Here is a 7,343-nt window from a genome sequence, read left to right as displayed (position 1 = left end):
AAGATGCAAGCTTTTGAACACCATTTAGTGGAGAGGTTGTGACAGAGATGTTCAGCCTTATTGCCGATAGGCTATCTCTGGAACACCGTTTATTCGAAAAAGGAGCTGCGACAAGACTTTTGTCACAGCTCCATTCATAAATATTTCCTGTCAATCCAGCATAATCGGCTGAATAAAATCGGCCTGCCATCTTTTTTCTTTCTCAGAAAAATCAAAATACCATATCTGAGAGAAATACTGTCGTTGCGTCGTACTTCCTGAGATCAAGCGTCCATCTTTTCGATCAACTAAATAATCACAGCATCTGAAATCAATTCGGATGGCAAAACTATTCTCGTGGATCTGTCGATAATTTCCTACTTCCTGAATAGTTACTTTTTTAGTATGATTTCTTACACCGTCTGCTTTGTTTTTTTGCAGAACTTTCTGATGTTCGGCAAACAGCTTGTCTGTATAACAGCTTCTGGCTTTTTCAGGAGTTTCTTCTTCCCAAGCGGATTGGATCTTCATGAATATCTTTTGGATTTCCAGAAACTGTGCTTTCTTTTCTTTAGCCGTTCCTGACATGCGGGACAATATCTCCGATTTCAGCCTTTTCTTTTGTCTTTTATTCTTGACGATAGAAAATGCAGAAACCCCTCCTACTGACAAAACAGCTAATGCAAGAAATCCCGTTTGCTCATAACTAGAAGGACCTGTACTTGGGCCATAATACCCATAAGAATCTCTGCCGTAAGAACGACTGCCAAAATAACTGCCCCCATATGAACGACCGCCAAATGAACTTCTGCCCGAACTTCGACCGCTAGATGTTCCGCCGCCATGACCACCCGCGACAGCGAATCCTTGGGTCGGCAGAGCAAACAAACATAGGCCCACGAACAAAATGATTGCTAAATAATTGATTTTTTTCATTGTCTTCCTCGTTATCTTTTATTACAAAAAACTATTTTTATCATAGCCTTGCCGAAAAGAAGAGTCAATAACCAGATGCATAAACTGTTTTTTTAGCAATTTTGTCTTAATTTACTCATTGAGTGACATCGGACAGACATATGTGTTGGCAGTCCATATTTCCTCTATCTTCAGCATGAACAAACTGGCAGACAAAAGATCTGCGCTTCCTCCAGGAGAAATTTGGTTTTCCTGACAAAAGTGCAACAGTGCTATAAATGGACGATTTGGTAAAGCACTTTGACTAGCAGCATGAGCAAGTTTTTGCATTTCCACTAACGTTTTCTGATCACTGCGATGCAATACGCAGGTGTCATCTAAGGAACTCATCAAAACTAACAACATATGCATTTGTTTCTGTACATCAGAATCATTATCTAGCTCCTTAGCAGCTTGGATTGCAAGCCTGATATGCGGATAACCCAACACTGCTTCTTCATATGCACCATTTACGCCGTATTTTTGCTTCACCGTATGCCCATGAGTGGTTTTTTTATGACGATATTTTGTATCAGGAAAAGCAGCAAGCTTGCTGACATCACCGAGTATTTCCGTTAAAGAAAAAGGCTGTTCCATACTGATTTTTTGTGCAGTCACACTGGTCAATAGCCCCATTGCCCAAATCGCTCCTTTATGGGTATTGATGCCATCTGTAGCAATCAACATTGCTTTTTCCGCTTTCCGTCCAATCTCAGCAATCTTTTCTCTTAACTCCTGATCGATAGCATGTTGCCATGCTATTTGAGCCATTTCTTCAAAAAAAGGAGTCAGCGTCTTCGCAGACTTAAGAAATAAAGCATAGTCCATATCGGAATGTGCACCCGCATCCAGTGCATCCACTAATCCAGGTTTTGGGCTTAATGTTACTTCTGCGAGCAATGCTTCCTCTACCAACGCAGCGAGTTGCTGAGTCACTGCTTTTTTTCGTTCGTCATTTATCATGACACTCACTCCTTCTTTCTATTACTTGTTGAAACCTTTTTTGATGGCTACCCAAATGATGTGAAGCAACCAGCTTAAAGCAAATGCACAACTTGCCGTCATTAGATAAGCTACAAGAATCATGACTCCTGAAGGTAACTGCAGCCAACTATCTTTAAACAATAACAACAGTACTTGGAAAACAAATACATTGGCTAAATACGTACGGTAAGCATAAACAGACAACCATTTAAACAATGGTAATTTTGGCGAATCGTTTACAATCATTTTTGAAGCGCCCATGAAGACAGCAAAGATGATGACTAAACTGTACAAACTTTGGATCGTATTCAAGTAAGGCGCATTCGCAAAGCTCAAGTCTCCTGGATGTGCGAGCAATGAACGGACAGAAAAGAACGCGATAACTAAGCCAACAGGTAAGAAAAGATAACGTACTCTGTCCAAATATTGATAGACTTTTTCGTGATAAACAAATGCGGCTACCCCATAAATCCCGTAAATCATGAAACTAGCAACAAACCGATCTAACAAGTACCAGCTGTCATGATAAGGACCAGTCAATACTTGTGTTTGATAGAACAGATACCATGCAACATATAAAATCGTTGAACCAATCAATACTGGCCATACATATTTTTTATTAGCAAATACTTTGTAACCGAGCCAAACAAAAAACGGCATGAACAATTGAATCTGCAGCATCATCACGGTATACCATAAATGAGGCGCTCCATCACCTGTGACATATTTCAGTAAAAAGCTTGCAGTATCCGTATACGGAGTTTGTTGTTGGACTGCTGGAAATAGCCAAAGATAAGCCGTCGTCCATAGAAGATACGGAACGACTAGTTCAAAAAACTTTTCTTTCAAAAATTCCCAATAAGACAAATGCTGACTTGTTTTTACCATATTATAGACAATTGCAAAAATAAACATTGGTGCTGTGTATTTAACGATGACGTAAAAGGTACCAAGAAAAGCTGTATTTGTTGCGCTGTGGCTGTTTGCCAAAGCAAAGCTCAATATCGTTTGCATCATAACAGCCGTTACAGCTGATACTTTCTGGAAGTCACTTACGTTGATTTTGATTTTTTTGTTTTCAAACATCTCTTTCTCTCTCTTTTTCTTTATTACCAAAGTTCTTTGGTTAATTTAGGTCCTTCGACTGTTTTCAATAGAATTTTTTTCTCTGGCTCTCTCAAATACTCTTTTAGTGAAAAACCGCCTTGCCGAGTCACTACTTGGGTATCGAATTGCTCAAAAAAAGCAGGATGCGATCGAATTGCCTGAATTGGCAATTCAATCGGTGAATCTGCGTACAGCAGCAAATCAAAATCACTGGTTTCTTTTACTGCCGGAATCCCAGTTGATAATTCAAATCCTAAGCTGCCGCCGATTCCCCACTTGCATCCTGATAATATGTTTCTAGCAGCATGAAATTGCTGATAAACAGGATAATCCATGATTTTCTCTTGTCTATACGATTCTTGTTCGATGATGTCCCACGGATGAATGACTTGTTTGACAGCATGTTTTGAGATTTCTGTTGCCCATCTCTGATTGCGGGCAGGGCCACGTAATCCAATCGGTAGTATTTCGGCGTGATCTGTCGACGCACGACGGACTGTTCCGAACATCTTTTCAGTTAGAACGACCCATTCAGGCAAGGGGAACCTTTCTATTTCATGTTTATCAAAAAGAACAATATCATGTGCTTGAATCATTTTTTATGCATCCCATTCTTCGTCCATTTTGGCACGGACTTTATTTGTTTCGACACGTCCGAATGTTTTGGCTGTTTCGTTCGTGTATCGATTTGTCAGCATCGTGTCATTTGTATTGCGGACATCTTGAATGGCTTCATTGATTGCTTCGATGACTTTGTTGACATTTTGTTCTGAAGCAGCTTGGTCGGTGATATCTTCTAGGAAATGATAGATCGCTCCTAGTTTTGTATAATTATTGATATCGTAAGCGATAGCTGGAACTTTTTCAGCAGCTGCTTCGATTTCAGCAACCGAACGTTTTGTCACACGTGCAGCACTTTCTTTAGACATCGCTTGGACAGTGATTTCTTTATTGTTTAAAGCAATCAAGCGGCTTGATTGTAATCCATGCGCTAAAAATGCACCTGAAATAGCATTTCCTGCAATCAATCCAATAACTGGATGTCCAGCTTGACGGAGTTTTGCATAAGCAGCAGCACTATTAGCCAAAGCCACATGAATACCAATTAATTCTTCGTTATAGCCGTATGCTTGGCTTGGTACATCGATCACAACGACGATTGGCCGTTTCACTTTTTTATCTTTATCTTCTTCGTAAACGTGATCCAAAATTTGTCCCATGCGGAAACCTTCAACTAAACCAACTTCACCGTTTCGTACACGGTACATCGGGTTTTTAGGATCAGGTACGATTGATGTCACGATGGCTTCTTCTATGAATTTACTTGATTTACCATAATACACAGTACTAATAGAAGAAGTTGGATTTTTCATGCCAGTTAGTGCCGCAAACCAATCGTAACCAACACTTGCTGCAGCTGGTTCATTTCCTTCTGCTACTTCTGGTAAGTCCATTGATTTTGCTTGATGGTTAGCAATTGCTTCATTGTAATCGTCAATGGACATTGGTTTTGAAAGATCCAAAGAATCAAGTAATGATAAATAAAATGCTGAGCTTTCACTGCGATGCGTGTCTTTTCGTTCGTCCATTGCTGCGATGACAGCAGCTTTGATTGCCTCTACACTATCAGTCACTAATTCATCAATGATTTTTGATTCTACCCGTTGACGAGATCCTAATGTATTCCAAATCAAGTCTTTGTCACTAGAATCAAATTCTCGAACACCTGCTTCTTGTTCAATAACTTCTGGTCCATTCAAACCGACTCTCGCTTTTTTTGTTGCGATCAAATAACTCATCAATGCTGAAGTAATCGACATACCGCCAAATGATCCTACACGTCCTGGAATCAAACCGATGACTGGTACATATTGTTTTAGAGCAATGATTACATTTCCGATTTCTGAAATAGATAACAGTCCGTAGTTCGCTTCTTGCAGACGAACACCGCCTGTATCTAGTACGATGACTGGAAAGATTTCATTTCCTTTTTTGTTTTCTTCTAATACATGTTCGAGTGCAGCAACGATTTTTGCACCGGAAACTTCACCGATACCGCCACCTTGGAATTTTCCTTCCATAGCGATTACTACTGCTTGTTTACCATTGATCGTGCCACGGCTGACAACGATCCCGTCATCACTTTCAGGGACGATTCCTTGTGCTGGCAAACTTGGCGCGATGATTTGATCGAATGGACCAATCAATTCACGTCCATTGTCAAGTAGAGCGTTCACTCGTTCTCTGGCGTTTAATTCTACAAAACTATTTTTCATCTGAAAGTTCCTCCATTGCTTGCGTCAATCGTAGGTACACAACTCCTGGTGTAGCACCGAAATCATTGATCACGATATCTGCTGAAATTGGATAACGATCAAAAAATCTCGTTAATACGTTGTTCCATACTTCGCCGAAGCCATCGCTTCCTGTACAGATTTTTACAGTAGATTCTTTTTTTTCTGTTGGAAACATCAAGATTTCCAAATCACCTGAACCGACCACTCCTACATGGATTTTCTTATTGATCGGCTGTTTCGTTGGATATTTATAAGCTAATTGTTCCATGGATCTCTCCCCTTTTTGTAAAACAGAGCATACACGTTCTGCTTATTCGTCTTTCTTCTTCCATCTGGGTAAATGGCGACAAAAGGTTTTCCTCGCCAATTTTATGACCAAGTTCTGAATTTCATTGGTGGTTCATATAGGCCATCTGACCATTCGATCAAATCATCGATGGTTTGTGCAGCTAATAATGAACGTTTCGCTTCACTACGTTTGATGCCTAGATCTTCTGGTAATTTCACGATGCCGGCTGCACGCAAACGGTCTAGTGATTCTTTAGTACTTGTCATCCCAAGAGGTGTGACACCGCCGATGGCTGCAATTGCTGCTTGTCGTTCTTCTTTTGTTTTTGCTTTGTACAAATAAGCAATTCCTTCTTCTGTCACGATATGTGTAGTATCTTCGCTATAGATCATCACTGGAGCATTGGCTAAGCCTGCTTGTTTTTGAACAGCTAGTGCATCTAATTCTTCGACAAAGACTGGTTTTTTATTTGAACCATATGTTTCAACCATTTGAACAACTAATTTTTGTCCTTTCCCTAATGGATCATCATTGTCGCGAAGTGATTGCCATGCTGGTGTAGAATGACGACGACCGCCAGGATTATGTCCCATGTTAGGCGCACCGCCAAAACCAGATAAACGTCCTTTTGTTACGGTAGAAGAGTTTCCTTCGTAATCTAATTGCAAGGTTGAACCGATAAACATATCGATGGCATATTGTCCTGCAGCTTGTGATAATGTTCGGTTACTGCGCATCGTGCCGTCTTTACCGACAAAAAAGACATCGGGGCGAGCAGCAATATATTTTTCCATACCAACTTCGCCACCAAAACTATGGATGCTTTCAACCCAACCTGATTCGATGGCTGGAATCATCGTTGGATGTGGGTTCAATACCCAGTTCTTCGCGATTTTCCCTTTCAACCCTAGTGATTCGCCATAAGTTGGCAGTAACAATTCGATAGCTGCTGTATTAAACCCAATACCGTGATTCAAAGATTGTACGCCGTGTTCTGCGTAGATTCCTTTGATTGCCATCATTGCCATTAGGATTTGCAATTCTGTGATGTTTTGAGGATCTCGTGTGAATAAAGCTTCTAATTGATAAGGTTTATCTGCTTTCACGACAACGTCTACCCAGTCACCAGGGATATCAACACGTGGTAAAGAATCGACAACTTCGTTGACTTGAACGATCACGATACCATCTTTGAAAGCTGCAGCTTCGACGATTGTTGGTGTTTCTTCCGTGTTGAAGCCTGTGTACAAGTTGCCGTCTTTATCTGCTTTATCTGCAGCTACTAAAACAACATTTGGAATCAAATCGATGAATAAGCGTCCATAAAGTTCCAAATAAGTATGGATATCTCCTAATTTCATTGTGCCGTCTTCAATCATTTGGGCGACACGCAAGCTTTGTGCACCAGCATAAGAGAAATCGATCTTGCTTGCGATTCCTTTTTCAAAAATATTCAAATGTTCTGGTCGTGAGATACTAGACATGATCAAATGCAGATCATTCACTTTTTCTGCATCTACTTTTTCAAGACTTTCTGAAAGAAAACTTGCTTGTTTTTGATTGTCGCCTTCTAATACAACTTTGTCGCCGGGAGCAATCAGTTTTTCCATTACTTCTACGATTTTTTCAGTTTCTACATACTTGCCATTGAGCAAGTTGCTGATTTTTTCCAATCGCTGCGCTTTTTTTTCGCGTTTAGAAGCCCAGTTGCGGTTTGGTTTTTCCATAATTAG

Annotated in this window: 7 protein-coding genes; all 7 read right to left on the bottom strand. The window is 40.3% G+C overall.

Features of this window, described 5'->3' with window-relative positions; translation table 11 throughout:
* Nucleotides 1-150: 150 nt before the first annotated feature.
* On the bottom strand, nucleotides 151-915 hold the full coding sequence (locus ESP02_RS08045; protein ID WP_002375077.1) for a TIM44-like domain-containing protein: 765 nt from the start codon (nucleotides 913-915) through the stop codon (nucleotides 151-153).
* 111 nt (nucleotides 916-1,026) lie between these two features.
* Nucleotides 1,027-1,896: a triphosphoribosyl-dephospho-CoA synthase MdcB gene (gene mdcB, locus ESP02_RS08040; protein WP_002375078.1), complete on the bottom strand. Its 870-nt coding sequence runs from the start codon at nucleotides 1,894-1,896 to the stop codon at nucleotides 1,027-1,029.
* A gap of 21 nt (nucleotides 1,897-1,917) precedes the next feature.
* Nucleotides 1,918-3,003: an acyltransferase gene (locus ESP02_RS08035; protein ID WP_010731850.1), complete on the bottom strand. Its 1,086-nt coding sequence runs from the start codon at nucleotides 3,001-3,003 to the stop codon at nucleotides 1,918-1,920.
* Between the two features lie 23 nt (nucleotides 3,004-3,026).
* On the bottom strand, nucleotides 3,027-3,620 hold the full coding sequence (locus ESP02_RS08030) for a malonate decarboxylase holo-ACP synthase (RefSeq protein WP_002342793.1): 594 nt from the start codon (nucleotides 3,618-3,620) through the stop codon (nucleotides 3,027-3,029).
* Nucleotides 3,621-3,623: 3 nt separating this feature from the next.
* Entirely contained in the window at nucleotides 3,624-5,300 is a 1,677-nt protein-coding gene (gene mdcD, locus ESP02_RS08025; protein WP_002375082.1) for a biotin-independent malonate decarboxylase subunit beta, read from the bottom strand.
* Nucleotides 5,290-5,589: a malonate decarboxylase subunit delta gene (locus ESP02_RS08020; protein WP_002292523.1), complete on the bottom strand. Its 300-nt coding sequence runs from the start codon at nucleotides 5,587-5,589 to the stop codon at nucleotides 5,290-5,292. The genes mdcD and ESP02_RS08020 overlap by 11 nt, the downstream gene beginning before the upstream one ends.
* A 101-nt stretch (nucleotides 5,590-5,690) precedes the next feature.
* Nucleotides 5,691-7,337: a malonate decarboxylase subunit alpha gene (gene mdcA, locus ESP02_RS08015; protein WP_002375084.1), complete on the bottom strand. Its 1,647-nt coding sequence runs from the start codon at nucleotides 7,335-7,337 to the stop codon at nucleotides 5,691-5,693.
* Between the last annotated feature and the right edge of the window lie 6 nt (nucleotides 7,338-7,343).

It is taken from the genome of Enterococcus sp. NBRC 3427, from assembly GCF_007996925.1.
GTDB lineage: Bacteria > Bacillota > Bacilli > Lactobacillales > Enterococcaceae > Enterococcus_B > Enterococcus_B lactis.
The sequence above is the reverse complement of the archived record's forward strand: the minus strand, read 5'-3'. Positions and strand labels throughout refer to the sequence as shown.

Coding starts and splice junctions, on each gene's coding strand:
- ESP02_RS08045 (WP_002375077.1), bottom strand. CDS start 915: ATGAAAAAAATCAATTATTTAGCAATCATTTTGTTCGTGGGCCTATGT.
- mdcB (WP_002375078.1), bottom strand. CDS start 1,896: ATGATAAATGACGAACGAAAAAAAGCAGTGACTCAGCAACTCGCTGCG.
- ESP02_RS08035 (WP_010731850.1), bottom strand. CDS start 3,003: ATGTTTGAAAACAAAAAAATCAAAATCAACGTAAGTGACTTCCAGAAA.
- ESP02_RS08030 (WP_002342793.1), bottom strand. CDS start 3,620: ATGATTCAAGCACATGATATTGTTCTTTTTGATAAACATGAAATAGAA.
- mdcD (WP_002375082.1), bottom strand. CDS start 5,300: ATGAAAAATAGTTTTGTAGAATTAAACGCCAGAGAACGAGTGAACGCT.
- ESP02_RS08020 (WP_002292523.1), bottom strand. CDS start 5,589: ATGGAACAATTAGCTTATAAATATCCAACGAAACAGCCGATCAATAAG.
- mdcA (WP_002375084.1), bottom strand. CDS start 7,337: ATGGAAAAACCAAACCGCAACTGGGCTTCTAAACGCGAAAAAAAAGCG.